This is a genomic window from Micromonospora sp. AKA38 (assembly GCF_027925725.1).
Classification (GTDB): domain Bacteria; phylum Actinomycetota; class Actinomycetes; order Mycobacteriales; family Micromonosporaceae; genus Micromonospora.
Genome location: NZ_BNEI01000005.1, coordinates 272268 through 294690, shown reverse-complemented (window position 1 = coordinate 294690; position 22423 = coordinate 272268). Strand labels below are relative to the sequence as shown.

Sequence of the window (22423 nt, the reverse complement as noted above, 5' to 3'; positions counted from 1 at the left end):
TCCTCGGGGTGAGATCCGGACCGGCCGGCCCGGCATCGTCCCGCACAACCTATTTGACGAGTCAACTATTCCGACGCGCCTGCGCTCCGGCGTGGCCCGGGTCACGTATCGACCGCCCGCGCCACGTAGCATTTGTCTACTGCCGGGACACTCCTGGAGGAGATCGATGGCCCGCACGTTCACCGCCGCCGTGCACCAGGAGGACGACTGGTACGTCGCCCGGTGCCTCGAGATCGAGGTCGCCAGCCAGGGCGAGACCGTCGATGAGGCACTGACCAACCTTCGTGAAGCCGTCGAGGCGTACCTGGAGGAGGTCGAGAACCCGGCGATCGAGACCACGCCGCTGGTGACGTCCTTCCAGGCCGGACGGGCGGCGTGAGCCCAGCCCTGGCGGACCTGCCGCTGCGCAAGGTGCTCAACGGTCTGAGCAGGGCCGGCTTCGAGCACGTCCGCACCAAGGGCAGCCACGCGGTTTATCGCAACCCGGCCGGCCTGGTCGTCGTCGTCCCCCGCAACACGCCACGGTCAAGCGCGGCACCCTCGCTTCCATCCTTCGCCAGGCCGGGCTGACGCCCTCGGAGTTCCTCGCCCTTCTCGGCTGACCAGCGGCAGGTGAGGGCCGATACGCTTGCCGGCCATGACGTACCCCTGGCTCGACGCGCCGGCCGCGGACATCGCGGACACCGCGCGGACCCTGCTCGGCTGGACCGTGTCGGCGAACGGCGTCCGCGTGCGGCTGACCGAGGTGGAGGCGTACGCCGGCACCGGTGAGGATCCGGCCTCGCACGCCCACCGGGGGCCGACCCCGCGCAACCGGGTCATGTTCGGCCCGGCCGGGCAGGTGTACGTGTACTTCGTGTTCGGCATGCACTGGTGCGCCAACATCGTCTGTGGTCGCGACGGCGAGGCGGCGGCCGTGCTGCTGCGCGCCGGCGCGGTGGTCGACGGCGTCGACACGGCCCGCGAGCGGCGGCCCCGCGCCTCGGACCGGGACCTGGCCCGGGGCCCGGCCCGGCTGGTGACCGCGCTGGGCCTCGGCCGGGACGCCAACGGCACCAACGCGGTCGACGGCACCGGCCCGCTGCTGCTGGCCCCGCCGGAGAGCCCGGTCGACCCGGCGCGGATCGTCGCCGGCCCCCGGGTCGGCGTGGCCGCCGCACACGACCTGCCGTGGCGGTTCTGGCTGGCCGACGAGCCGAGCGTGAGCGTCTACCGCCGGCACACCCCACGCCGCCGCCAACCGGCGACCCCGTAACAGCACCCACCCCGCCCCGCCCCCACCCCACCCACCCCCCGGTTGATCAAGGAGTTTGTGTCCGGGGGACGCCGCACGGGCGACGCGAACTCCTTGATCGACCGGTCCGGGTGGGACGGGTGGGACCGGTGGGACCGGTGGGGCGGTTTTCGCAACCCGTGGCGCTCCGGGCGCGTCTGAACCCGGGAGGGCATGATGTTGCGTACGAAGGACTTTCAACGAGGTGTTGACAACAGAGCATTCTTGGGTGTGGGATGGACGGTATGGTCACCGTGGACAACGACCCGTTCACCGCCCCGGATGCTGCCCAGGCCCGGGCCCACCGCAACTACGCGGCGCTGTTGCGGATCGCCGAACGGCACGCCGGCACGAACGCCCGCCGCCGGCGCTACGCCCACCCCGACGTGCCCGACGCCTACGAGGCGGCCACGCTGGTGATGGCGCTGGCCGGCGGCGCGGAGCTGGACGCCGGCGAGGAGCCGGTCGACCAGGCCGACCTGATGGCCGCGCTGACCCTGATCCCGCACGTGCGGGCCGAGGTGGACGTGTTGGAGGCCGGGCTGTTGCAGGTGGCCCGCGGGCGTGGCATGACCTGGCAGGCGATCGCGTTCGGGCTGGGGCTGGGCAGCGCCCAGGCGGCCCGGCAGCGCTACGAGCGGCTCACCGTCCGCACCGGCACCGGCGACTGATTCCGCCCGCTGTCACAGCTTCGGGCGAGACTGTGCCGGACGACGACGGCACGGGAGGACGCGATGACGCGCGAGGAGATGCTGGCCTACTGCCTGGCCAAGCCGGGAGCCTGGCTCGACCGGCCGTGGAAGGCCGACGAGGTGGTGAAGGTGGGCAGCCGGATCTTCGCGTTCCTCGGCTCGCCCGACGGTGAGGCCCGGCTCGGGGTGAAGTGCGGGGCGTCCCGGGAGGTGGCCGACGAGTGGCTGCACCGGTTCCCGGCCGACGCCCGGCCCTCGCCCTACATCGGCCGGTCCGGGTGGAACACGTTACGGCTGGACGGCGGCATCCCCGACGACGAGCTGATCGAGGCGGCCGACGGATCGTACGACGCGGTGGTGGCCAAGCTGCCGAAGCGGGAGCGGCCGACGGCCTGAGCCCCGCGCGGTGGCCGGACCACCACGCGGGGCGTCCCAGTCAGCGGGGCACGACCTGCTCGGCCGCCCAGTCGCGCCAGCCGGCCAGCTTGTCGGCGGCGCTGGCGAGCTGGTCGGCGACCGGCCCGGGGCCGGTGGAGCCGGGGGTGGTGCGGGCGGCGAGCGCCGAACGCACCGAGAGCACGTCGCGCACCGAGGGGTCCAGGTGCTCGCTCACCGCGGTCAGGTCGGCGTCGGAGACCTCGTCCAGCGCGCAGTCCCGGGCCGCGCAGAGCGCCACCAGCCTCCCGGTGATCTCGTGCGCGTCGCGGAACGGCACGTGCCGGCGGACCAGCCAGTCGGCGACCTCGGTGGCCAGCGAGAAGCCCGACGGCGCGGTGGCCACGAGCCGGTCCACCCGGACCGTCATCGTGGAGATCATCCCGGCCAGCGCGGGCAGCAGCAGCTCCAGCGTGTCGACCGCGTCGAACGCCGGCTCCTTGTCCTCCTGCATGTCCCGGTCGTAGGTCATCGGCAGGCCCTTGAGCATGGTGAGCACGCTCATCAGGCCGCCGACCAGTCGGCCGGACTTGCCCCGGGCCAGCTCGGCGATGTCCGCGTTCTTCTTCTGCGGCATGATCGACGAGCCGGTGGCGAACGAGTCGTCCAGCTCGACCCAGCCGAACTCCTGCGACGTCCAGAGCACCACCTCCTCGCCCAGGCGGGACAGGTGCACGCCGACCATCGCGGTGACGAAGAGGAACTCGGCCACGAAGTCCCGGTCCCCGACCGCGTCCATCGAGTTGGCGAACGAGGTGCGGAAACCCAGCTCCTTGGCGACCGCCATCGGGTCCAGCGGCAGCCCGGAGCCGGCCAGCGCGCCGGCGCCGAGCGGGCTGACCGCGGCCCGCTCGTCCCAGTCGCGCAGCCGGTCCAGGTCCCGCAGCAGCGGCTGCACGTGGGCGAGCAGCCAGTGCCCGAACGTCACCGGCTGGGCGTGCTGGAGGTGCGTCATGCCGGGCGCGGCGGTGTCCACGTGCCGCTCCGCCTGCTCGACCAGCGCCTCGGCCAACTCGACCAGCCGGGCGGCCACCCCGCGGGCGTGGTCGCGCAGATAGAGCCGCAGGTCGGTGGCGACCTGGTCGTTGCGGGAGCGGCCGGCGCGCAACTTGCCGCCGAGGCTGCCCAGCCGCTCCAGCAGGCCGCGCTCCAGGGCGGTGTGCACGTCCTCGTCGTCCACTGTGGGGCGGAACGCCCCGGAGGCGCAGGCCGCCTCCAGGTCGTCCAGCGCGGCCAGCATCCGCCCCAACTCGTCCGGGTCGAGCAACCCGGCGCCCGCGAGGACCCGGGCGTGCGCCCGGGAACCGGCGATGTCGTACGGGGCGAGGCGCCAGTCGAACTGGACGCTCACCGACAGCCGCGCGAGCGCCTCGGCGGGTCCGCCGGCGAACCGGCCTCCCCAGAGGCTCGTCCGGTTGGCGGCGGCGCTGTTCTCGGTCAGGCTCTTGTCGTCCACCCCTCCCATTCTGGTGGTCACGACCGCGCCCCGTCCCACCGGGCGTCCCGTGCGGCCGCCATCGCGCTGGGCAGCCCCCAGAGCCGCACGAAGCCCGTCGCGAGCGACTGGTCGAACGTGTCGCCGGTGTCGTAGGTGGCCAGGCCGAAGTCGTAGAGGCCGACCTCGGAGCGCCGGCCGGTCACCACCGCCCGGCCGCCGTGCAACGTCAGCCGCACCTCGCCGCTGACGTGCCGCTGGGTCTCCTCGACGAACGCGTCCAGCGCCCGCCTGAGCGGGGAGAACCAGAGTCCGTCGTAGACCAGCTCGCCCCAGCGTTGGTCGACGCCGCGCTTGAACCGGGCCAGGTCCCGTTCGACGGTGACCGCCTCCAGCTCCTGGTGCGCGGTGATCAGGGTGATCGCGCCGGGCGCCTCGTACACCTCGCGGCTCTTGATGCCGACCAGCCGGTCCTCGACCATGTCGAGCCGCCCCACGCCCTGCGCTCCCGCGCGGCGGTTCAGTTCCCGGATCGCCTGGTACGGGGTGACCGTCTCGCCGTCGAGGGCGACCGGGACGCCGGCGTCGAACGTGATCACCACCTCGTCGGCGTCGCGGTCCTCGGCCGGGTCGGCGGTGTACGCGTACAGGTCCTCGACCGGCGCGTGCCAGATGTCCTCCAGGAAGCCGGTCTCCACGGCCCGGCCCCACAGGTTCTGGTCGATCGAGTACGGGGACCGGGCCGTGACGTCGATCGGCAGCCCCTTCTCCTCGGCGAACGCGATCGCCTTGTCCCGGGTCCAGGCGTAGTCCCGGGCCGGCGCGACGACCTTCAGGTCGGGCGCGAGCGCCTGTAGGCCGACCTCGAACCGGACCTGGTCGTTGCCCTTGCCGGTGCAGCCGTGCGACACGATCGTGCCGCCGTGCCGGCGCGCGGCGGCCACCAGGTGCCTGACGATCAGCGGCCGGGACAGCGCGGAGACCAGCGGGTAGCGGTCCATGTAGAGCGCGTTGGCCCGCACGGCCGGCAGGCAGTGGTCGGCGGCGAACTCGTCGCGCGCGTCGATCACCTCGGACTCGGCGGCGCCGCAGTCCAGCGCGCGCTGCCGGATGACGTCCATGTCCTCGCCGCCCTGGCCGACGTCGACCGCGACCGCGATCACCTCGGCGCCGGTCTGCTCGGCCAGGTACGGGATGGCGACGGAGGTGTCGAGACCCCCGGAGTACGCCAGGACGACCCGCTCGGTCATGGTGTGGTGTTCCCTTCCACGGTCTCGTCCCGGCGGGCCCACGCGGCGAGCCGGTCGCCCAGCGCGGCGCCGCCGTCGGCCTCGCGGGCCACCACGAGGATGGTGTCGTCGCCGGCGATGGTGCCGACTATCTCGGACAGGCCGGCCCGGTCCAACGCGCTGGCCAGGTAGTGCGCGGCGCCGGGCGGGGTGCGCAGCACGGCGATGTTGCCGCTGGCGTCGACGCCGTTGAGCAGCTCGCGCAGCAGCCGCACCAGCCGGGCGGGTGCCCCCTCGGCGTCGCGCAGCGGCCGGTGGCCGTCCTCGGGGATCAGGTAGACCCCCCGCCCGTCGCCGCCGCGCGCGGTCACCGCGCCCAACTCCTTCAGGTCACGGGAGAGCGTGGCCTGGGTGACCTGGATGCCGTCGCCGGCGAGCAGGTCGGCCAGCTCGGTCTGCGAGTGGACGGCGCCGTCGCGGATCAGCTCGACGATGCGGGCGTGGCGGGCGGCGCGGGTCAGCGGGGCGGTCATGTGGATGCCTCCAGGAGAAAGGTCAGCAGCGCCTTCTGGGCGTGCAGGCGATTCTCCGCCTGGTCGAACACCGCGCTGCGCGGCCCGTCGAGCACCTCGTCGGTGATCTCCTCGCCCCGGTGGGCGGGCAGACAGTGCAGCACGATCACGTCCGCCGCGGCGTGGTCGAGCAGGGCGTCGCTCACCTGGTACGGCCGGAACGGGGTGACCCGGTCCTGCCCGTCGGCCTCCTGACCCATCGACGTCCAGGTGTCGGTGGCGACCACGTGCGCCCCGCGTACCGCCTCGACCGGGTCGGTGTGCACGTCGACCGAGCCGCCGGTGCCGGCGGCGATCTTCTCCGCCCGGGCCACGATCGCCGGGTCCGGCTGGAACCCGGCCGGGCCGGCGACCCGGACGTGCATCCCGGCGGTCGCGCCGGCCAGCAGGTACGAGTGGGCCATGTTGTTCGCCGCGTCACCGACGTACGCCAGGATCCGGCCGGCGGTGGCGCCGAACCGCTCCCGCACGGTGAGCAGGTCGGCCAGCAACTGGCAGGGGTGGAACGTGTCGGTGAGCGCGTTGACCACCGGCACGGCGGCGTGCGCCGCGACCTCGGCGATCCGGTCGTCGCCGTGGGTACGCAGCACGATCGCGGCGACGTAGCGGGACAGCACCCGGCCGGCGTCACCGAGCGTCTCGCCCCGGCCGAAGTGGGTGACCTGGGTGTCCACCACGAGGGGATGACCGCCCAGCTCGGCGATGCCGACGTCGAACGAGATCCGGGTGCGCAGGCTCTGCTTGTCGAACAGCACCGCCACCGATCGGGGGCCGGCCAACGGCCGGTGGGTGTAACGGTCGGTCTTCATCCGGGCGGCGAGGTCCAGCACGGCGGCCTGCTCGGCCGGCGTGAGGTCGTCGTCGCGCAGGAAGTGGCGGATCATGCGGGGGCCTCCGTGCGGCTTGCGGGGGTGGGCGCGGAGACGGTTGCCGCCTCGGCGGGAACGGTCGCGGTCGCCCCGGCGGGAACGGTTGTGTCTGCGGGGGCGGCGTCGAGCGCGGCGGGGAGCGCGGCGAGGAACGCGGCGGCCTGCTCGACGGTGAGGATCAGCGGCGGGGCGAGCCGGACCACGCCCGGCTGCACCGGGTTGACCAGGAAACCGGCCTCCCGCAGCGCGGTCGACACCGCGCCGGCCACCGGCCGGTCGAGCACGACGCCGAGCAGCAGGCCGGCGCCGCGCACCTCGCGTACCAGCGGGTGCCCGAGCGCCTCGACGCCGCGCCGCAGCCGCTCACCGATGCGCGTGACGTGGTCGAGCAGCCCTTCGTTGGCGATCGTGGCGATCACCGCGAGCGCGGCGGCGCAACTGACCGGGTTGCCGCCGAACGTGGTGCCGTGCGAGCCGGGGGTGAGCAGGTCGGCGGCCGGGCCGAAGGCCAGGCAGGCGCCGAGCGGCAGGCCGCCGCCGAGCCCCTTGGCCAGCGTGACCACGTCCGGCTCGACGCCCTCGGCCTGGTGGGCGAACCAGTGCCCGGTACGGCCGACGCCGGTCTGCACCTCGTCGAGCACCAGCAGCGCGCCGTGTGCGGCGGTGATCCGCCGGGCCGCGGTGAGGTAGCCGGGCGGCGGCACGACCACGCCGTTCTCGCCCTGGATCGGCTCGACGATCACCATGGCGGTGGCGTCGGTGACCGCCTCGGCGAGCGCGTCGGCGTCGCCGTACGGCACGTGGGTGACGTCGCCGGGCAGCGGGCGGAACGGGTCGGCCTTGGCCGGCTGGCCGGTGAGCGCCAGCGCGCCCATGGTCCGGCCGTGGAAACCGCCGTGGGTGGCCACCACGTGCCGTCGCCCGGTGAGCCGGGAGAGCTTGAACGCGGCCTCGTTCGCCTCCGCGCCGGAGTTGGCGAGGAACACCCGGCCGGGTCGGCCGGCCAGCGCCAGCAGCAGCTCGGCGAGCGCGACCGGCGGCTCGGCGACGAACAGGTTCGACACGTGGCCGAGCGTGGCGACCTGCTTCGACACGGCGGCCACCACCGCCGGGTGGGCGTGGCCGAGCGCGTTGACCGCGATGCCGCCGAGCAGGTCGACGTACTCCCGGCCGGTCTCGTCGACCACGACGGCGCCGGCGCCCGAGACGAGCGCCAGCGGCGGCGTGCCGTAGTTGTCCATCATGGTCGCGCCCCAGCGCCGCACCAGCGTGCTCATGAACCGACCGTGCCTTCCCTGTTCGCGACTGCGGGGCTCGCAAGCTCGCTCCTCGCGCTCACGACCATCGTTCCGAACCCTTCCGAGGTGAAGACCTCCAGCAGCGTGGAGTGGGCGACCCGCCCGTCGACGACGTGCGCGGCGGGCACTCCCCCGCGCACCGCCCGCAGGCAGGCCTCCATCTTCGGCACCATGCCCGACTCCAGGGACGGCAGCAGCGTCGCCAGGTCGTCCGCGGTGATCTCGCTGACCAGGCTCGTCGTGTCCGGCCAGTCCGCGTAGAGGCCGGCGACGTCGGTGAGGACGACCAGCTTGCGCGCCTGGAGCGCGACCGCGAGCGCGGCGGCGGCGGTGTCCGCGTTGAGGTTGTGCAGCACCCCGTCGACGTCCGGCGCGACCGTGGAGATGACCGGGATCCGGCCGGCCGCGATCAGGTCGGTGACCGCGGAGACGTCCACCGACGCCACGTCGCCGACCTGCCCGACGTCGACCGGTTGCCCGTCCACGTACGCCGGTCGGCGCACCGCCGTGAGCAGCCCGCCGTCCTCGCCGGAGAGCCCGACCGCGAACGGGCCGTGCGCGTTGACCAGCCCGACCAGTTCCCGGCCGACCTGCCCGACGAGCACCATCCGCACCACGTCCATGGCGTCCGGGGTGGTGACCCGCAGGCCGCCCCGGAACTCGCTGGCGATGCCGAGCCGGTCGAGCATGGCGGAGATCTGCGGGCCGCCGCCGTGCACCACGACCGGCTTGAGGCCGGCGTACCGGAGGAAGACCATGTCCGCGGCGAACGCCCGCCGCAGCTCGGGATCGGTCATCGCGTGGCCGCCGTACTTGACCACCACGGTGGCGCCGGCGAACCGGGCCAGCCAGGGCAGCGCCTCGATCAGCGTGGCGGCCTTGGCCTGGGCGCGGGTGAGGTTGTCACTCATCATGTGGAGTACGCCGAGTTCTCGTGCACGTAACCGTGCGACAGGTCGTTGGTCCAGATGGTCGCGGCGGCGTCGCCGGCGTGCAGGTCGATGCGGATGGCGACGTCGCGGCCGGCGAGGTCCACCTTGGCCCGGTCCTCGGCGGCGGCGCCGCCCCGGCACACCCAGACGCCGTTGACCGCCACGGCGACCTCGTCCGGTTCGAACGCGGCGGCGGTGGTGCCGACGGCGGCGAGGATCCGGCCCCAGTTCGGGTCGTTGCCGAACAGCGCGGTCTTGACCAGGTTGTTGCGGGCCACCCCGCGCCCCACCTCGACCGCGTCGTCCTCGCTCGCCGCGCCGACCACCTCGATCGCGACCTGCTTGGTGGCGCCCTCGGCGTCGGCGATCAACTGCCGGGCCAGGTCGTGGCAGGCGGCGGTCACCGCGTCGGTCAGCTCGGCGAGGCTGGGTTCGATGCCGGAGGCGCCGCTGGCCAGCAGCAGCACGGTGTCGTTGGTGGACATGCAGCCGTCGGAGTCGACCCGGTCGAAGGTGACCCGGGTGGCGGCCCGCAGCGCGGCGTCCAGCACGTCCGGCCCGGCCACAGCGTCGGTGGTGAGCACGCAGAGCATGGTGGCCATGGCCGGGGCCAGCATGCCGGCGCCCTTGGCCATCCCGCCGACGGTCCAGCCGCTGCCGGGGGCCACCGTGGTCTTCGGCCGGGTGTCGGTGGTCATGATCGCCTCAGCGGCCGGCCGGCCGCCGTCGCGGGACAGGGCGCGCACCGCGTTTCGGACGCCGGGCAGCAGCTTCGGCATCGGCAGCCGCTCGCCGATCAGGCCGGTGGAGCAGACCGCGACCTCGCCGGCGCCGACGATCAGCCGGGCGCTGCTGCCGGTGAGCACGGCGGCGGTGTGCTCGGCGGTGGCGTGGGTGTCCTGGAAGCCGGCCGGGCCGGTGCAGGCGTTCGCGCCACCGGAGTTGAGCACCACCGCCCGGACCACGCCGCCGTGCACGACCCGCTGGGTCCAGAGCACCGGGGCGGCCTTCACCCGATTGGCGGTGAAGACTCCGGCGACGCCGGCGTCCGGTCCGTCGTTGACGACGAGGGCGACGTCGGCGCCGGAGGTCTTGAGGCCGGCGGCGACACCGGCGGCGCGGAAGCCGCGGGGGGTGGTGACGGTCACCGAGCTTTCCTTTCGTTCGCGACTGCGGGGCTCCGCTTCGCTGCACTCCTCGCGCTCACGGGGCGACTCCGTAGGCGGACAGGCCGGTGGCCTCGGGGAGCCCGGCCATCAGGTTGGCGTTCTGCACGGCCTGACCCGCCGCGCCCTTGCCCAGGTTGTCGATGGCGCTGACCACGACGACCCGGCCCGAGTCGGTGTCCACCGTCGCCTGGAGGTGACAGGAGTTCCCGCCGGCGGTGGCGGCGGTGTGCGGCCACGCCCCCTCGGGCAGCAGGTGCACGAAGGGCGCGTCGGCGTAGGCGTCGGCCAGCACCGCGCGGGGGTCGGCGTCGCCGGCCGGCACCGCGGTGACGGTGGCCAGGATGCCCCGGGGCATCGGGGCCAGCACCGGCGTGAACGACAGCGAGGTCGCGCCGGTGGCCTGCTTGATCTCCGGCACGTGCTGGTGGGCGCCCACCTTGTAGGGGGAGAGGTCGCCCATCACCTCGCTGCCGAGCAGGTGGGCCTTGGCGGCCCGGCCGGCGCCGGAGGTGCCGGAGGCGGCGACCACCACCACGTCGTCGGGGCGTACCGCGCCGGCGGCGATCAGCGGGGCCAGCGCCAGCGTGGTGGCCACCGCGTAGCAGCCGGTGCTGGCGACCCGCCGCGCCGCGGCGATCTCGGCCCGCCGGCCGGGCAGCTCGGGCAGCCCGTAGGTCCAGGCGCCGGCGTGCGCGCCACCGTAGTAGCGGGCCCAGGCATCGGCGTCGCGCAGTCGGTGGTCGGCGCCGAGGTCGACCACCATGACCGCGTCGGGCAGCGCCGCGGCGAGCGTCGCCGACTGGCCGTGCGGCAACGCCAGGAAGACCAGGTCCGCGTCGGCCAGGGTTTCCGCCTCGGTCGCCCCGAACACCAGGTCCAGGCCGGCGAGCTGCGGGTGTACGGCGGCGACGGGCTGGCCGGCCTGACTGTGTGCGGTGGCGGCGACCAGCTCGAACTCGGGGTGGCCGGCGAGCAGGCGCAGCAGTTCGCCGCCCGCGTATCCACTCGCGCCGGCCACCGCTACTCGAATGCCCATACAAACCTCCGCATGACTATGCAGAAAGGTTAGCAGTCGATGCAGGCGCCTGCAAGGTCATGCAGTGTGACGCATGAAGCTGCATCGGCGTGCTTCACATTGACAGTCACCCATTCCACGCCGATGCTGAGAGAGCGCTCTCACGGGTCCGTCCCGCCGTGCCGCGCGACCGCTGCACCGTGCCCCCACCACCCTCGGAGTCGTCCTTGCCCACCCGTACGAAAATCCTGCGCGCCCTGCTCGCGCTCCTGGTCACCACCGCCTGCTCGGTCGTCGCGGCCGCCTCGCTGGCCCGGGCCACCGGCCCGAACCTGCTGCCCCTCACCGTCACCAACCACACCGGCCGAGCCGACGCCACCTGGCTCTACGTGCTCGGCACCGACCTCACCTCCGGCCGGCTCGGTCACGTCGACGCTGCCGGCACGTTCACCCCCTGGCCGGCCGGCGGCCTGCCACCCACCCCCGCCCCCGACGTGGCCATCCCCGGCCCGGCCAACGGCGGCGCCACCACGCTCCAGGTCCCCCGCAACATCTCCGGCCGGGTCTACTTCGCGTTCGGCGCGAAACTGACGTTCCGCCTCACCCCGGACGGCCTGGTCCAGCCCGCGCCCTGGGCCCCCGGCGACCCCAACCGGGACGTCCTGTTCGACTGGTCCGAGTTCACCTACAACGACGCCGGGCTCTGGCTGAACAGCTCACAGGTCGACATGTTCGCCGTCCCGCACGTGGTCGGCGTGACCGGCGCCGACGGCGCCTCCCGGGAGACCGGCCGACTCGTCGACGACGGCCGCGACCGGGTCGTCGCGGCGATCCGCGCCCAGGCCGGCTGGGACGGCACGGTGCAGACCAGGGCCGACGGCACCGTGCTGCGGGTGCTCTCCCCCGGCAAGGCCGCCGACGCCGGCCTTCTCGACGCCGGCTACCTCGACCCGTACATCGCCTCGGCCTGGCAGGCGTACGCCACCCGGGCGCTGACCGTGACGCCCTTCCTCGACCAGCCCGCGATCAGGTACACCGGACGCACCAGCGGCGACGTCATGACGTTCACCGACGGCGCGGGTCAGCGGGTCGCCAGCTTCACCAGGCCCACCAGTTCCGACGTGTGGGACTGCGACGGCGCGCTCGCCGCCCCGAACGACCTCGTGGTCGGCCCGATCGCCCGGACGCTCTGCGCCGCGCTGCACCGCTCCACCCTGGGCGTCCGCGACGTGCAGCCCTCCGGCGGCCCGGCCGACTTCTACCGGGGCACGCTCACCAACCACTACTCCCGGATCGTGCACGCCACCATGGTCGACGGGAAGGCGTACGGCTTCGCCTTCGACGACGTGCTCAACCAGGAGTCGCTGGTGCACGACGGCGACCCGCGCGCCGCGCGCATCGACCTGAGCCCGTTCGGTCCGGGCGGCGGCCCGGGCCCGAGCCCGACACCGACCGGTCCGCAGCCCTCGACGAGCCCGACCGGTCCGCAGCCCTCCACCAGCCCGACCGGTCCGCAGCCCTCGACGAGCCCGACCGGGACGCCCGGGCCGGGGTGCGCCCAGCCCGAGGGGCGGCTCGCCCAGCCCGCCCGGCTGGTGCGCTCCGACGGCTCGCTCACCGCCGGCGCCGGGCAGACCGACGCGGTACGGCTGGCGGCGGCCGGCGGCAACCACGACGGCGTTCCCACCGCCGCGCTGGTGCTCACCGCCTGCGGGATCGACGGCCGCTACCAGGGCGGCAACACCGACTTCGACCTGTTCGTCGACGCCGGGACCGCGGTCGGCAACGGCGTGCAGGTGCGGATCTCGTACGACCTGACCGGCGACGGCGACGCCGACTGGGTGCAGACCTACCACTACTTCGCCACCGACCCGGTGCCCGGTTGGGAGCACTACCGCCCGGCCCAGGGCGTGCGCACCACCTCGGGCACGCCCGGCGACCTGGTGCGGGGCAGCGTACGCGTCGAGGTCTGGAACGCCATCGGGGCGGCCTCGACCAGCCTCGGGACCGGCGACCTCTCCCGGATCGTGCTGCCGTACGCGGGCTAAGCCGCGGTGGTGCGTGTGTTGAGAGGGGCCCCCGCCTCTACCGTAGGCGTTAAGCGGGGGCCCTTCCTTGCACGTCAGGCGCCGCGGAGGGTGGCGCCGAAGCGCTGCGCGGCGAGCGCCACCGCGGCGTCCCGGGCGGCCACCGCCTCCTCACCGGCGAGGGTCCGGTCCGGGGCCCGGAACGTCAGCTTGTACGCCAACGACTTCCGTCCCGCGCCGAGCTGCGCCGAGGCGTAGACGTCGAAGAGCCGGACGTCCTCCAGCAGCGCGCCGGCGCCCTCGACGAGCGCCGCCCGGACCTCGGCCGCCGGCACCGCCTCGTCCACCACCAGCGCCACGTCGATCAGCGCCGGCGGGAACGTGGAGATGGCCGGGCCGGCCACCAGCGGCGCGGCGGGCAGCGCGTCCAGGTCCAGCTCCATGGCACTGGTGCGCCGGGGCAGTTCCAGCGCCGTCACCACGGCCGGGTGCAGCTCGCCGGCGTGCCCGACCACGGTGTCGTCGACGAGCAGCTCGGCGCAGCGGCCCGGGTGCCAGGGGGCGTACTCACCGGCCCGCACGGTCACCCGGTCGGCCGGGATGCCGGCGGCGGCGAGCACCGCCCGGCCGGCCTCGACGGCGTCCGCCCAGCTTGCCGCGCGACCCGCGCCCCACCAGCCGGCCGGCTCGATCTCGCCGCAGAGCGCCACCGCGACGTGTCGCGGCTGCGCCGGCACCACCGCGTCGGCGGCGGCGAACTCCTCGTCCGTGGGCCGCCGGTCCACGCCCATCGCGGGCGGGGCGCCGACGCCCGGACGGGGACGGAAGACCGCGCCGATCTCGTAGATCGCCACGTCCCGCTGGCCCCGGCCGACGTTGCGCCGGACGATGCCGAGCAGCGGGCCGAGCAGCGTGGTGCGCAGCAGCGGCTCCTCCTCGGACAGCGGATTGGCCACCCGCACCGCGGGGCGACGCGGGTCGTCGGCCGGCAGGCCGAGCTGGTCGGCCAACTCCGGGGCGACGAACGGCTGCGCCAGCACCTCGACCCAGCCGCGCTCGGCGAGCGAGCGGGCCACCGCGCGGCGGCGCTGCTGCGCCGGGGTGAGGCCCCGGCCGGGGCGCGCGGTGGGCAGCACGGACGGCACCCGGTCGTACCCGTCGAGGCGGACCACCTCCTCCACCAGGTCGGCCGGGTCGGTCAGGTCGGGCCGCCAGCTCGGCGGCGTCACGGTCAGCACCTCGGCGGCCCCGCCGGTGGCCACCCCGACCGTGCCCGGGTCCTCGCCGAGCCGGTCGGCGCCGCGGCTGACCGCGCAGCCGACCTGCTCCAGCAGCTCCACCACCCGGTCCGCCGGGTACGACACACCCACCCGGCGGGTCGGCAGGTCCACCGGCAGCGTCACCGGCGACGGCGGGCGGACGTGGTCGAGGTCGAGCACCTCCGCGCCGGGCGTGCCGCCGGCCAGGTCGGTGAGCAACCGGACCGCCTTCTCCAGCGCGACGAGCGGCAGCGTCGGGTCGACGCCCCGCTCCCAGCGCTTCGCGGCCTCGCTGAACAGCTTGTGCCGCCGGGCGGTGCGGCCCACCATGGCCGGGTCCCAGTGCGCGGCCTCGAACAGCACGTTCGTGGTGGAGGCGAGCACCTCGCTGGTCTCGCCGCCCATCACCGCGGCCAGCGAGATCGGCCCGCTGTCATCGCAGATCACCATGTCCTCGGGTACGAGGGCTCGGCTCACCCCGTCCAGGGTGGTCAGCTTCTCCCCCGGCTCGGCGCGGCGCACCACCAGCGGCCCGGTGATCCGGTCCGCGTCGAACGCGTGCATCGGCTGGCCGAGTTCGAGCATCAGGTAGTTGGTGATGTCGACCGGCAGCGAGATGCTGCGCACGCCGGCCGCGGTGAGCCGCTGCCGCATCCAGCCGGGCGTGGCCGCGGTCGGGTCGACGCCGCGCACCATCCGGGCCGCGAACCGGTCGCAGCCGACCGGGTCACGGACCTCCACCGGGTACGCCGGCTCGGCGGTCCCGCCCGTCGCCGGCGCGTCGGCCGGGTCACGGAACGGCACGCCGAGCGCGTGCGACAGCTCCCGGGCGATGCCGCGGACGCTGAGCGCGTACCCGCGATCCGGGGTGATCTCCATCTCGACCACCACGTCGTCCAGGCCGACGACCGGGCGCGCGTCGTCGCCGGGCTGGGCCTTGACGTCCGCGGGCAGCACGATGATGCCGGAGTGGTCGTCGCCCAGGCCCAGTTCCAGCGCCGAGCAGATCATCCCGTGGGAGTTGCGCCCGTACGTCTTGCGCGCGCCGATGGCGAAGTTGCCCGGCAGCACGCCGCCCGGCAGGATCACCACGACCTTGTCGCCGGGGGCGAAGTTGCGCGCCCCGCAGACGATCTCCTGCGGCTCGCCGGTGCCGTTCGCGCCGCCGACGTCCACCCGGCAGAAGCGGATCGGCTTCTTGAAGCCGGTCAGCTCCTCGATCTCCAGGACCTCGCCCACGACCAGCGGGCCGGTGACGGTCGCCCGCAGGTCCACGATCGACTCGACCTCGATGCCGAGGTCGACGAGCGCCTGCTCCAGGTCGTCGGCGGGCAGGTCGGCGGGGAGATCCACGTACTCCCGCAGCCAACTGACTGAAACTCGCATGATTCCTCTACCACCGTTCCCGTAGCTCAGGCGCCGAACGCGCGGGTGAACCGCACGTCGCCCTCGGCCATGTCCCGCATGTCGCTGACGCCGTGCCGGACCATCACGGTCCGGTCGATGCCCATGCCGAACGCGAATCCGGAGTAGACCTCCGGGTCGATCCCGCAGGCGCGCAGCACCCGCGGGTTGACCATGCCGCAGCCGCCCCACTCGACCCACTGCGGCCCGTCCCGGTGCTCCGGGAACCAGACGTCGAACTCGGCCGACGGCTCGGTGAACGGGAAGTAGTGCGGACGCCAGCGCGTCTTGGCGCCCTCGCCGAACATGGCGCGTGCGAAGTGGTCGAGCGTGCCGCGCAGGTGCGCCATGGTGATGCCCTTGTCCACCACCAGGCCCTCGACCTGGTGGAAGACCGGCGCGTGGGTGGCGTCCAGCTCGTCGGTGCGGTAGACCCGGCCGGGCACCACCACGTAGATCGGCGGCTTGCGGCTGAGCATGGTGCGTGCCTGCACCGGCGAGGTGTGGGTCCGCAGCACCAGGCCCGACCCCTGGGGGGCGATGTGGAACGTGTCCATCAGCCCGCGCGCCGGGTGGTCGGCCGGGATGTTGAGCGCGTCGAAGTTGGTCCACTCCAACTCGACCTCGGGCCCCTCGGCCACCTCGTAGCCCATGCCGATGAACAGGTCGCTGATCTGCTCCATCAGCACGGTCAGCGGGTGGCGGGCGCCGCGCGGCCGGCGGTCGTGGGGCAGGGTCACGTCGACCCGCTCCTCGACCAGCACCCGCTCGGCCTGCTCGCGGTCCAGGACCTCCTGGCGGGCGGCGTACGCGGACTCGATGGCTCGGCGGGCCTCGTTGACCCGCTTGCCGGCGTCGGACTTCGCGGCCGGCGGCAGCGCGCCGATCTCCCGACGCGCCAGCGACACCGGGGAACGATCCCCCAGGTGCGCCGGGCGCAGCGCGGTCAGCGCGTCCGGGTCGGTGGCGGCGGCGAACGCCTTCTCGGCGTCGGCCACGGCCCCGGCCAGGGCGTCCGGGTCGAGCAGGGCGACCTGCTTCGGGTCGTACGGATCGTTGCGGTAACTCATGGTGAACGGGCACTCCCTCAAGGGCGGCGCCGGCCCGACTACAGGCGGCCAGGCGAGTCTACGGACGCGCGGCTTCGCCGCAGCCCGCCGGTGGGAGTCGTGCAGGGGGAGGGTCAGACCTGCCGCCCGCCGACACCGGCGGGCTGGCTAAACGAACGCCGTGGCGCGTTCCTCACGAGGTGGACTCCCCTGCGGTGTGCCGCGTGGCTGTCGTGCCACCCGCGGCTGTCGGTCGACGCAGTGCTCTGGCCGAAGAATACAGGCAGACGGCCGCCGCCGCAGCCAGGTTGAGACTCTCGGCGCGACCGTGCAGCGGCACCCGGACCCGGGCGTCGGCGACCGCGGTCAGTTCCTCGGGCAGGCCGTGCGCCTCCGCGCCGAACAACCACGCGGTGGGCGCGGCGAGCCGGCCGGCGTCGGCGAGGTCGTCGAGGTCGCTGTCGCCGTACCCGGTGGTGGCCAGGATCGTCAGACCGGCGGCCCGCAGCGCCTCGACGGCCGCGAGCGGGTCGGCGTCGCGCACCACGTCGACGTGGAACAGGCTGCCGGCGGACGCCCGCACGCACTTGCCGTTGTAGGGGTCGACCGCCTCGCCGGCGAAGACCACCGCGCCCGCGCCGGCCGCGTCGGCGGTGCGCAGCACCGTCCCGGCGTTGCCCGGGTCGCGGATCCCGGCGAGCACCGCGACCAGTCGCGGCCCGCGCGCCACGGCCTCGGCCAGCGGTACGTCGAGGTGCCGGCAGACCGCCACCAGGCCCTGCGGGGCCACGGTCTCGCTGAGCGCGGCGAGTGCCTCGTCGGTGACCTCGGAGACCGGCACGTCGGCGCGGGCGGCGACGGCGGCGAGGTCGGCGTGCCGGTCCAGCGCGGTCGGGGTGCCGAACAGCTCGACCACCGTGCCGGCGCGGGCGAGCGCCTCGCGGACGGCCTGCGGCCCCTCGGCGAGGAAGCGGCCGGCCTGCTCGCGGTCGCGCCGGCGGTGCAGCCGGCGGGCCGCCACGACCCTCGGGGTACGCGGGGTGAACGGGCCGGAGACGGCGTCGAGGCGTCTCCCCTGCGACGGTGACTGCATGGGAGACGCCTCGATCTGCCGTACGGGTGGGTCAGGCGGCCTGGGGCCGCGTACAGGTGGGTCAGGCGGCCTGGGCCGCGGCGCCACCGGTGCCCTCGGCCGCCACGGCGGCGCGGGCCAGCTCGACGATCGCCGCGAACGCGGCGGCGTCGTTGACGGCCAGGTCGGCCAGGATCTTGCGGTCGACCTCGATGCCGGCCAGGCGCATGCCCTGGATCAGCCGGTTGTAGGTCAGGCCGTTGGCCCGGGCGCCGGCGTTGATCCGCTGGATCCAGAGCTGCCGGAAGTCGCCCTTGCGGTCGCGGCGGTCCCGGTAGGAGTACTGCATCGAGTGCAGCACCTGCTCCTTGGCCTTGCGGTAGAGCCGGGAGCGCTGACCGCGGTAACCGCTCGCGGTCTCCAGCAGGGTACGACGCTTCTTCTGGGCGTTCACAGCCCGCTTGACGCGTGCCATCTCAACTCCTTCTTCGGTTCAGGTGGCGCGCGTCAGCGGCCGAGCAGCTTCTTGATGCGCTTCACGTCGGCCTTGGCCAGCTCGACGGTGCCGGTCAGCCGGCGGGTCTGGGTGGAAGGCTTTTTCTCCAGCTTGTGGCGGAGGCCGGCCTGCTGGGCAACGATCTTGCCCGAGCCGGTCACCTTGACCCGCTTGCCCGTACCCGTGTGGCTCTTCATCTTCGGCATGTGGAACGTCTCTCCCTGTTACTGGCCGCTGGTGTCAGCGGTCGGGCCGGTCTCACCGGCTGCTGCGGTCTCGCCGGCCGCCGGGGTCTCGCCACCTGCCGGGGCTGCCGACTCCTCCGCGGCCCGGTCCCGGGGCCCACCGCGGGACGCCGTGGCGGCGACCGCGGAGGCCTTGACGGCCCGGTGCGGAGCGAGAACCATGATCATGTTTCGGCCGTCCTGCTTCGGGGCGGCCTCGACGTATCCCAGGTCCGTGATCTCGGACTCGAGCCGGCGCAGGAGCCGGTAACCCAGCTCCGGGCGGCTCTGCTCGCGACCGCGGAACATGATCGTCACCTTGACCTTGTCGCCCGCCTTGAGGAACCGCACCACGTGACCCTTCTTGGTCTCGTAGTCGTGCGGGTCGATCTTCGGCCGGAGCTTCATTTCCTTGATGACGGTCTGCTGCTGGTTACGCCGCGCTTCGCGCGCCTTGAGTGCGCTCTCGTACTTGAACTTGCCGAAGTCCATGAGCTTGCACACCGGCGGGCGCGCCATCGGCGCAACCTCGACCAGGTCCAGGTCGACGTCCGCGGCCAGCTGCAGGGCGCGCTCCAGCGGGACGATGCCCACCTGCTCACCCTCAGGGCCGACCAGTCGGACCTCACGTGCCCGGATCTGCTCGTTCACGCGTGGTTCGACGCTGATGGGGCCTCCTCGAGTCGAGTGTCCTACGGTGCCGACTCCGCGGGCTCCCGGGCGGGAGCCGACCCGGATAGCAGAAGGCCCCGGCGTATGCCAGGGCCCACTCGACCGGTCGGCACGATCACAGGATCGCGCATCCGGGATCGGGACGTGCCCGAAACCGGGGACCGGACCCGGACACCTGGACGGCGACTCGGGTGGGAGCGGGCGCTCCGCTTCAGCGACCGCCCGCACGTCAGGGACGGGGGCAGTCTGGTCGACCCCGCAACACTACACCCTCGACCCAGGCCCACCCAAACCGGGCCCGCAGGTCAGCGGGGCGCGGACTGCCCGGCGGCCAGCGTGGCCAGGTGCGCCTGGTGCAGGCGGCGCAACGCGCGGACCGCCTCGACCGCGCTCTCCTTGTCGGCGGCCTGGAGCGCCACCATCGGCAGCAGGTCGTCGTCGTGCAGCTCCAGGCTGGCCCACGGGGCGCCCCGGTCGAACCGGACCCCGCGGATCACCTCCCACGGCAGCTCGTAGGAGCCGACCACGTTGCGCACCCGGACGCCCCTGGCGTCGGCGACCACGCGGGGACGGGTGAACAGCAGGAAGCCGAGCGCGCCGAAGACGCCCAGGCCGATCATGGCGAACTGGTCGCCGCGCTGGAACGAGCCGTAACCGTCGCCGGTCGCGCCGGTCAGGGACGTCGCGACGAGGCTGAACACCACCAGCAGCGTGACGGCCGCTGCCCAGCAGACCACCCGGACGCGGCGGGGCCGCACGGTCACCACGGAATCGCTCACCCGACCAGTCTGCCATCCGGCTCGCGCTCGCGTTCGGCCGCCACACGGGCCGGACCGCGCCGCCGGACGCCCGCCACCAGCAGCGCCAGCAGCGTGAGCACGGCGCCGGCCAGCACCGGCAGCCGGACGCCGGGGCCGTCGGGCAGCGCCAGGTCCAGCAGCAGCGCGCCGCCGAGCTGCCCGGCCACCAGCGCCAGGCCGGTCCGCAGCACCCCGGCGGCCCGCACCCCGACCAGCAGCGCGAGCACGATGCCGACGCCGAACAGGCCGCCCGTGTAGAGCCACCACTCGGTCGGCCAGCGCGGCGGGCCGGCGAACGCGCCGGCCAGCAGCGCCACCGCGCCGATCACCGACGTGCTGACCACGAAGTTGACCGCGAGCCCGGCGGCCGGCCCGACCCCGGCCGCGACCCGCCCGTTGAGCGCGGACTGGAACGCCACCGCCAACCCGCCCACCACGGAGAGCAACACCAGGCCGATCGCCAGGTCACCCACCGGCCGGCCGAGCTGCGCGAGCGCCACCGCGCCGATGCCGAGCAGCGCGCCGGCCACCCGGGGCGCGGTGAGCCGCAGCCGGCCGGCCGCGGCCAGCCCGGCCCGGTCGACGGCCAGGCCGCCGAGGCTGCCGCCGGCCACCTGGGCGATGGTGAACACGGCCACCCCGAGCACCGGCACCACCACCGGCGCGGTCAGCACGACCACCGCGCCGCCCACCCCGCCCAGGTACGACCACCAGGGCAGGCCGGCCCGGCGCAGCGCGGCCAGCCCGGTCCGCATCGACGGCACCACCGCCAGCCCGACCAGCACGACCAGGCAGCCGACCACGTTGTTCGCCACCGCGCCCAGGACCGGGGCATCGGTCCGCGCGCCCAGCTCGGCGTTGACCACGCCCTGCGCGGCCGAGGCCACGCCGGCCAGGACGACGACGGCCAGCGCGGCCGGGAGCGGCAGCGGCCTCACAGGCGGCAGGCGTGGATGTTGGTGACCAGGATCGCCCGGGCGCCCAACTCGTACAGCTCGTCCATGATCCGGTGGACGTCCTCGCGGAGCACCATCGCCTGTACCGCGACCCAGCCCTCCCGGTGCAGCGGCGAGACGGTCGGCGACTCGATGCCCGGGGTGAGCGAGCTGGCCCGGTCGAGCAGCCCGGCCGGCACGTCGTAGGCGAGCATCACGTAGCGGCGGGCGACCAGCACGCCGTGCAGCCGGCGTTCGAGCTGCTCCTGCTGGGCGCTGCCGGGCGCGCCGGCCCGCCGCACCAGCACCGCCGAGGACCGCAGCAGCGGCTCGCCGAAGACCACCAGGCCGGCCTGACGCAGCGTGGCGCCGGTTTCCACCACGTCGGCGACCACGTCGGCCACGCCGAGGCGGATGGCGTTCTCCACCGCCCCGTCGAGCCGGATCACCTCGGCCTTGACGTCCAGCTCGGCCAGGTGCCGCTCGACCAGACCCGGGTACGCGGTGGCGATCCGGTGCCCGCCGAGCTGCTGGACGGAGGCGACGTCGTCGGGGCGGGCGGCGAACCGGAAGGTGGCCCGCCCGAAGTTGAGGTCCACCACCTCCTCGGCCGGCGCGCCGGAGTCGATCAGCAGGTCCCGCCCGGTGATGCCGACGTCCAGGTCGCCGGAGCCGACGTAGGTGGCGATGTCCTTGGGGCGCAGGTAGAAGAACTCGATGTCGTTGGGCTCGTCCCGGCAGACCAGGTCCTTCGGGTCGGTGCGCTGGCGGTAGCCCGCCTCGCGCAGCATCCCGGCGGCCGACTCGGCCAGGGCGCCCTTGTTGGGTACGGCGACACGCAGCATGGGAGTGCTCCTTCGTTCGATCGGATGATCAGCGGACGGGCACTCAGAGATGTCGGTAGACGTCCTTCAGCTCCAGGCCGGTGGCCAGCATCAGCACCTGCGCCTGGTAGAGCAGCTGGGAGATCTCCTCGGCGGCCCGTTCCGGGCCCTCGTGCTCGGCCGCCATCCACGACTCGGCCGCCTCCTCGACGACCTTCTTGCCGATGAAGTGCACGCCCTTGGCGAGCGCGTCGACCGTGCCCGAGCCCGGGGTGCCGGCGGCGGCCTTGGCCTGCAGCTCGGCGAACAACTCCTCGAACGTCTTCACGAAACGCGATTCTTCCAGCCGCCCCGGGTGAGCGTGCCCACCGGGTCCACCCGCGTCGCCTGGCTCTCACCCCTGGCCGCCCGGCAGGACCCGACGGTGGCCCACCCCGCCGGCCCGTCCGGGCTGATGTCCGGGTCCCGACCGGACGGCTGACGGGCGACGCGTTCGCGGCTCCTGACGACATCGGGCCGGAGCCAGTGCTGGGGCAGGCCCATGAGGGCCTCGGTGGCGGGCCGGATGTCGCGGATGGTCTGCTACGAACTTGATGGCACGGACGAGTCACCCGGGCGCGGCGAACAGCGGCAGCGGCCGAAGCGCCCACCCGGCGGCGGGGCCGGGTCCCGGTCCAAGGCCCGAGCCCGCAGGCGGCCCCGGGCGACTCGTCCACGCCATCAAGTTCGTAGCCTGAGCGGC

The 22423-nt window shown here is 74.2% G+C and carries 25 protein-coding genes; 7 read left to right on the top strand and 18 right to left on the bottom strand.

The features are described 5' to 3' along the window. Positions 1–166 precede the first annotated feature (166 nt). The 5 genes from TPA0908_RS19055 (at position 167) to TPA0908_RS19035 (ending at position 2361) form a co-directional block, all read left to right on the top strand. Positions 167–379: a type II toxin-antitoxin system HicB family antitoxin gene (locus tag TPA0908_RS19055; protein WP_281939808.1), complete on the top strand. Its 213-nt coding sequence runs from the start codon at positions 167–169 to the stop codon at positions 377–379. Continuing rightward, complete coding sequence (locus TPA0908_RS19050) at positions 376–570, top strand: type II toxin-antitoxin system HicA family toxin (RefSeq protein WP_281939807.1); 195 nt, start codon at positions 376–378, stop codon at positions 568–570. Before TPA0908_RS19055 ends, TPA0908_RS19050 begins: the two co-directional genes overlap by 4 nt. Positions 571–637: 67 nt before the next feature. Continuing rightward, on the top strand, positions 638–1255 hold the full coding sequence (locus TPA0908_RS19045; protein WP_281939806.1) for a DNA-3-methyladenine glycosylase: 618 nt from the start codon (positions 638–640) through the stop codon (positions 1253–1255). Positions 1256–1509: 254 nt separating this feature from the next. Further along, the gene (locus TPA0908_RS19040) at positions 1510–1944 is read left to right on the top strand and encodes a DNA-binding protein (RefSeq protein WP_233220091.1); all 435 of its coding nucleotides are present in this window, start codon (positions 1510–1512) and stop codon (positions 1942–1944) included. Positions 1945–2007: 63 nt separating this feature from the next. Next, positions 2008–2361: an MmcQ/YjbR family DNA-binding protein gene (locus TPA0908_RS19035; protein WP_281939804.1), complete on the top strand. Its 354-nt coding sequence runs from the start codon at positions 2008–2010 to the stop codon at positions 2359–2361. Between the two features lie 40 nt (positions 2362–2401). Here the strand turns inward: TPA0908_RS19035 and argH are convergent, their stop codons facing one another. From argH to argC, 8 genes are read right to left on the bottom strand one after another with little or no spacing between them, the layout of a single operon-like run. Then, the gene (gene argH, locus TPA0908_RS19030) at positions 2402–3865 is read right to left on the bottom strand and encodes an argininosuccinate lyase (protein WP_281942616.1); all 1464 of its coding nucleotides are present in this window, start codon (positions 3863–3865) and stop codon (positions 2402–2404) included. A gap of 8 nt (positions 3866–3873) precedes the next feature. Next, complete coding sequence (locus tag TPA0908_RS19025; RefSeq protein ID WP_281939802.1) at positions 3874–5085, bottom strand: argininosuccinate synthase; 1212 nt, start codon at positions 5083–5085, stop codon at positions 3874–3876. Then, the gene (locus tag TPA0908_RS19020) at positions 5082–5597 is read right to left on the bottom strand and encodes an arginine repressor (protein ID WP_281939801.1); all 516 of its coding nucleotides are present in this window, start codon (positions 5595–5597) and stop codon (positions 5082–5084) included. Before TPA0908_RS19020 ends, TPA0908_RS19025 begins: the two co-directional genes overlap by 4 nt. Beyond that, positions 5594–6520: an ornithine carbamoyltransferase gene (argF, locus tag TPA0908_RS19015; RefSeq protein WP_281939800.1), complete on the bottom strand. Its 927-nt coding sequence runs from the start codon at positions 6518–6520 to the stop codon at positions 5594–5596. The genes TPA0908_RS19020 and argF overlap by 4 nt, the downstream gene beginning before the upstream one ends. Then, entirely contained in the window at positions 6517–7782 is a 1266-nt protein-coding gene (locus TPA0908_RS19010) for an acetylornithine transaminase (protein WP_281939798.1), read from the bottom strand. The genes argF and TPA0908_RS19010 overlap by 4 nt, the downstream gene beginning before the upstream one ends. Further along, a complete protein-coding gene (argB, locus tag TPA0908_RS19005; RefSeq protein ID WP_281939796.1) occupies positions 7779–8717 on the bottom strand; it encodes an acetylglutamate kinase in 939 nt (312 codons plus the stop codon). The genes TPA0908_RS19010 and argB overlap by 4 nt, the downstream gene beginning before the upstream one ends. Beyond that, positions 8714–9883 carry a bifunctional glutamate N-acetyltransferase/amino-acid acetyltransferase ArgJ gene (argJ, locus tag TPA0908_RS19000; RefSeq protein WP_281939794.1) on the bottom strand — a complete coding sequence of 390 codons (1170 nt, stop codon included), beginning with the start codon at positions 9881–9883 and terminating at the stop codon, positions 8714–8716. The genes argB and argJ overlap by 4 nt, the downstream gene beginning before the upstream one ends. A 55-nt stretch (positions 9884–9938) precedes the next feature. Beyond that, positions 9939–10940, bottom strand: a complete 1002-nt coding sequence (gene argC / locus TPA0908_RS18995; RefSeq protein ID WP_281939792.1) for an N-acetyl-gamma-glutamyl-phosphate reductase — start codon at positions 10938–10940, stop codon at positions 9939–9941. Between the two features lie 206 nt (positions 10941–11146). Between argC and TPA0908_RS18990 the strand changes: the two genes are divergently transcribed. Further along, positions 11147–12967 (top strand): beta-1,3-glucanase family protein, encoded by a 1821-nt coding sequence (locus TPA0908_RS18990; RefSeq protein WP_281939790.1) that lies wholly within the window; start codon positions 11147–11149, stop codon positions 12965–12967. Between the two features lie 74 nt (positions 12968–13041). Here the strand turns inward: TPA0908_RS18990 and pheT are convergent, their stop codons facing one another. The 10 genes from pheT to TPA0908_RS18940 form a co-directional block, all read right to left on the bottom strand. Continuing rightward, on the bottom strand, positions 13042–15591 hold the full coding sequence (gene pheT / locus TPA0908_RS18985) for a phenylalanine--tRNA ligase subunit beta (RefSeq protein WP_281939788.1): 2550 nt from the start codon (positions 15589–15591) through the stop codon (positions 13042–13044). Positions 15592–15617: 26 nt separating this feature from the next. Next, a complete protein-coding gene (gene pheS, locus TPA0908_RS18980; protein WP_281939787.1) occupies positions 15618–16679 on the bottom strand; it encodes a phenylalanine--tRNA ligase subunit alpha in 1062 nt (353 codons plus the stop codon). 172 nt (positions 16680–16851) lie between these two features. Beyond that, entirely contained in the window at positions 16852–17751 is a 900-nt protein-coding gene (locus tag TPA0908_RS18975) for a TrmH family RNA methyltransferase (protein WP_281939786.1), read from the bottom strand. A gap of 61 nt (positions 17752–17812) precedes the next feature. Next, positions 17813–18205, bottom strand: a complete 393-nt coding sequence (gene rplT, locus TPA0908_RS18970) for a 50S ribosomal protein L20 (RefSeq protein WP_222957518.1) — start codon at positions 18203–18205, stop codon at positions 17813–17815. Between the two features lie 32 nt (positions 18206–18237). Then, positions 18238–18432 carry a 50S ribosomal protein L35 gene (gene rpmI / locus TPA0908_RS18965; protein ID WP_107160101.1) on the bottom strand — a complete coding sequence of 65 codons (195 nt, stop codon included), beginning with the start codon at positions 18430–18432 and terminating at the stop codon, positions 18238–18240. A gap of 18 nt (positions 18433–18450) precedes the next feature. Continuing rightward, positions 18451–19101, bottom strand: coding sequence for a translation initiation factor IF-3 (gene infC, locus TPA0908_RS18960; protein ID WP_091263828.1), 651 nt, complete (start codon positions 19099–19101; stop codon positions 18451–18453). A gap of 326 nt (positions 19102–19427) precedes the next feature. Further along, a complete protein-coding gene (locus TPA0908_RS18955; RefSeq protein WP_199199889.1) occupies positions 19428–19901 on the bottom strand; it encodes a PH domain-containing protein in 474 nt (157 codons plus the stop codon). Next, complete coding sequence (locus TPA0908_RS18950; protein WP_281939778.1) at positions 19898–20860, bottom strand: DMT family transporter; 963 nt, start codon at positions 20858–20860, stop codon at positions 19898–19900. Before TPA0908_RS18950 ends, TPA0908_RS18955 begins: the two co-directional genes overlap by 4 nt. Beyond that, positions 20857–21702, bottom strand: a complete 846-nt coding sequence (hisG, locus tag TPA0908_RS18945) for an ATP phosphoribosyltransferase (RefSeq protein WP_281939776.1) — start codon at positions 21700–21702, stop codon at positions 20857–20859. The genes TPA0908_RS18950 and hisG overlap by 4 nt, the downstream gene beginning before the upstream one ends. A gap of 43 nt (positions 21703–21745) precedes the next feature. Beyond that, positions 21746–22009, bottom strand: coding sequence for a phosphoribosyl-ATP diphosphatase (locus tag TPA0908_RS18940; protein ID WP_043324932.1), 264 nt, complete (start codon positions 22007–22009; stop codon positions 21746–21748). 27 nt (positions 22010–22036) lie between these two features. On the opposite strand from TPA0908_RS18940, the gene TPA0908_RS18935 reads away from it, so the two are divergent. Continuing rightward, entirely contained in the window at positions 22037–22162 is a 126-nt protein-coding gene (locus TPA0908_RS18935) for a hypothetical protein (protein ID WP_281939772.1), read from the top strand. The last annotated feature ends 261 nt before the right edge of the window (positions 22163–22423 follow it).

Coding starts and splice junctions, on each gene's coding strand:
- argF (WP_281939800.1), bottom strand. CDS start 6,520: ATGATCCGCCACTTCCTGCGCGACGACGACCTCACGCCGGCCGAGCAG.
- argC (WP_281939792.1), bottom strand. CDS start 10,940: ATGGGCATTCGAGTAGCGGTGGCCGGCGCGAGTGGATACGCGGGCGGC.
- TPA0908_RS18975 (WP_281939786.1), bottom strand. CDS start 17,751: ATGCAGTCACCGTCGCAGGGGAGACGCCTCGACGCCGTCTCCGGCCCG.
- TPA0908_RS19045 (WP_281939806.1), top strand. CDS start 638: ATGACGTACCCCTGGCTCGACGCGCCGGCCGCGGACATCGCGGACACC.
- argH (WP_281942616.1), bottom strand. CDS start 3,865: ATGGGAGGGGTGGACGACAAGAGCCTGACCGAGAACAGCGCCGCCGCC.
- TPA0908_RS19025 (WP_281939802.1), bottom strand. CDS start 5,085: ATGACCGAGCGGGTCGTCCTGGCGTACTCCGGGGGTCTCGACACCTCC.
- TPA0908_RS19010 (WP_281939798.1), bottom strand. CDS start 7,782: ATGAGCACGCTGGTGCGGCGCTGGGGCGCGACCATGATGGACAACTAC.
- hisG (WP_281939776.1), bottom strand. CDS start 21,702: ATGCTGCGTGTCGCCGTACCCAACAAGGGCGCCCTGGCCGAGTCGGCC.
- TPA0908_RS19055 (WP_281939808.1), top strand. CDS start 167: ATGGCCCGCACGTTCACCGCCGCCGTGCACCAGGAGGACGACTGGTAC.
- rplT (WP_222957518.1), bottom strand. CDS start 18,205: ATGGCACGCGTCAAGCGGGCTGTGAACGCCCAGAAGAAGCGTCGTACC.
- rpmI (WP_107160101.1), bottom strand. CDS start 18,432: ATGCCGAAGATGAAGAGCCACACGGGTACGGGCAAGCGGGTCAAGGTG.
- TPA0908_RS19035 (WP_281939804.1), top strand. CDS start 2,008: ATGACGCGCGAGGAGATGCTGGCCTACTGCCTGGCCAAGCCGGGAGCC.
- TPA0908_RS19040 (WP_233220091.1), top strand. CDS start 1,510: ATGGACGGTATGGTCACCGTGGACAACGACCCGTTCACCGCCCCGGAT.
- pheS (WP_281939787.1), bottom strand. CDS start 16,679: ATGAGTTACCGCAACGATCCGTACGACCCGAAGCAGGTCGCCCTGCTC.
- pheT (WP_281939788.1), bottom strand. CDS start 15,591: ATGCGAGTTTCAGTCAGTTGGCTGCGGGAGTACGTGGATCTCCCCGCC.
- argB (WP_281939796.1), bottom strand. CDS start 8,717: ATGATGAGTGACAACCTCACCCGCGCCCAGGCCAAGGCCGCCACGCTG.
- TPA0908_RS19020 (WP_281939801.1), bottom strand. CDS start 5,597: ATGACCGCCCCGCTGACCCGCGCCGCCCGCCACGCCCGCATCGTCGAG.